The 2,134-nt window shown below is 47.6% G+C and carries 3 protein-coding genes; all 3 read right to left on the bottom strand.

The genetic code is table 11. The features are described 5' to 3' along the window. Positions 1-394, bottom strand: a 394-nt coding sequence (locus S1OALGB6SA_RS00005; RefSeq protein WP_148083980.1) for a hypothetical protein, incomplete at its 3' end; no start/stop codon positions are given. 93 nt (positions 395-487) lie between these two features. Continuing rightward, the gene (locus S1OALGB6SA_RS00010) at positions 488-1,480 is read right to left on the bottom strand and encodes a beta-barrel domain-containing protein (protein WP_124032140.1); all 993 of its coding nucleotides are present in this window, start codon (positions 1,478-1,480) and stop codon (positions 488-490) included. A 37-nt stretch (positions 1,481-1,517) separates the two neighbouring features. Further along, positions 1,518-2,134, bottom strand: a 617-nt coding sequence (locus S1OALGB6SA_RS00015) for an ATP-binding cassette domain-containing protein (RefSeq protein ID WP_124032141.1), incomplete at its 5' end; no start/stop codon positions are given.

A 2,134-nucleotide genomic window follows, 5' to 3' on the forward strand; every position in this document is an offset into this window, starting at 1 on the left:
TATCGAATTTTGCCATAAAAGCTTCGTGTTGTTCTTGGGTATAGTCATCGTCGAGTGGATATTTTTCACCATTAAGCTGTGCAAACCAGGCTTCGGCCTCTTTGTCTACGGGTTCTCTTTCGGCCTTCCTCATAAGAGCCTTGAACCTCGCAAACCAGGCATCATCGTCGCCCGGCTCTGGATACCCAGGCTCTCCGGGTTCCGGGATATAGGGGTTGTCGCCTTCGTATGGCTGGTCCTTGAGAAAGGCACCGGACCAGGAGACTGAGTACGAGCCGCCCGGGATATAGGGGGAGTTCTCTTCGTATAGAAAAGATTCGGTTTCGATAACTCCAAAGCTTTCGTTGGAACCGAACATGCCAATAGAGGCAAAATCATCATCAACAAGTTTCATATCAAACCTCCGATATAGTCCTATGATTCTATTAATCCATCCTTAAGCTACTTGGTGTTACTTGCGAGTCTACATTCCAAGCCCGCCTATAGTCTATCCCTGTTTGCCAATAATCCTCTCAAGCTTCTCCAGCAATGTCGACTTCCCAAGATACACCCTTGCACTCACCGACGTTCCCACTAGCTTATCCCAGTCCCGGACCATATCCTCCAGTTCATCGATATCAATTTGTATTGTTCCTATGAACTCCTGATTCTGCGCCGAAGCCGAAATGCCCGTCAAAGTCCCACCGATGAAATCAACCTGGCTCTTGGGATACGCCGTAAGGGAAACCTTCGCATGCTCACCCACCTCGACATTGCGAACCTTCCTCTCAGGTATAACCACCTTTGCAATCAAATAATTCGCAGTGGTGATATAGCCAACCAGATTTCCCTTCTTGATATACAAACCAGGCACCGGCCGTATGGAGAAGAAATTAACCGACTCTGGATCTCTATAGATAGTTTCCACCAGAACAAGAGTTCCAGAGAGCGGAGAGCGAAGCACAAGGTCTTCAATAAGCTTCTGCTGGCGGGCTATCTGCAAGCGGGTTAACAGTATGTTGTTCTCAACCGTGGATAGCTCTCTCTGCAGAGTAATCTGGGAACGAATAAGATTCATCTTTTCCTGCTCCCTCTGATAGCCCCTGTCTATGTAATCAATCTCGGTGAGCGAATTATTCTCAAAGAGCTTCCCATCCTGCATCGTCTTTAGATTCGAGTGAGCTCTAATCGTCTCTATTTGCTCATCTTGCAAGCGCTGCTGCTCCAGAAGATTCTCCTTGTCCTGCTCATAGCCTCTAGCTTCCAAAGTCAAAGTCATCAGCGCATTCTCTTCGAGTTTGCTATCAAGTTGCAGCAGCACATCGCCCTCATCCACATAACGGCCTTCCTCAATCCCGCTGTACTCAATAGTCCCGTCTGTGGGTGCAAAAAGAGGTAGCACCGTATTGGGCTCAATCTTCCCCTGGCAGGAGATATAGTCCGAACTTCTCAAAAACAAGGCAATAACAGCAATGCTCACCAAGAGAAACGAAATCGGCATTATGATCCATTTGGAAGGTTTATATGGCGATCTTTTCCTATCCATACATATAACCCTGGGTTTCAAAAAGCTGTTTGTACAATCCCTTTTGATTTACAAGTTCCTCACACCTGCCCTCCTGCATCAGATGTCCCTTTTGGAAAACGAGTATCTTATCCGCATTGGCTATCGTGTTTAGCCTATGGGCGATGGTTATCGTTGTCCTCCCCTGTCGCAGTCTCTCCAATGCCTGCTGAATCATATGTTCGCTTTCCATGTCCTGTCTGTTGGTGGCCTCATCGAGGATAACAATCGACGGATTGCGCAAGAAAAGCCTGGCTATAGTCAATCTCTGACGCTCTCCTCCCGATAATTTGCTCGAACCACCGCATATATACTCCAACTTCCCCGGAAGCCTTCTAACGAATTCCACCGCATTGGCCCTGGTTAAGGCCTCCCAAATCTCATTTTCGTTCTTCACCGAAGTCCCGATTGTAAGATTCTCCCTGATGGAAGCCTGAAACAGGAAAGTCTCCTGAAGCACAACCGCCATCGATTGACGCAGCTGATTCACATCGTATTCCCCAATAGGCCTACCCCCTATCAGAAGGCTGCCTTCATTCAATTCCAGATATCCCAGTAAAAGATTCATTATGGTGGTTTTTCCCGCCCCAG

Origin of the sequence: Olavius algarvensis spirochete endosymbiont, assembly GCA_900608495.1 — a bacterium.
Taxonomy (GTDB): Bacteria; Spirochaetota; Spirochaetia; order DSM-2461; family DSM-2461; genus UBA2779.

Coding starts and splice junctions, on each gene's coding strand:
- S1OALGB6SA_RS00010 (WP_124032140.1), bottom strand. CDS start 1,480: ATGCCGATTTCGTTTCTCTTGGTGAGCATTGCTGTTATTGCCTTGTTT.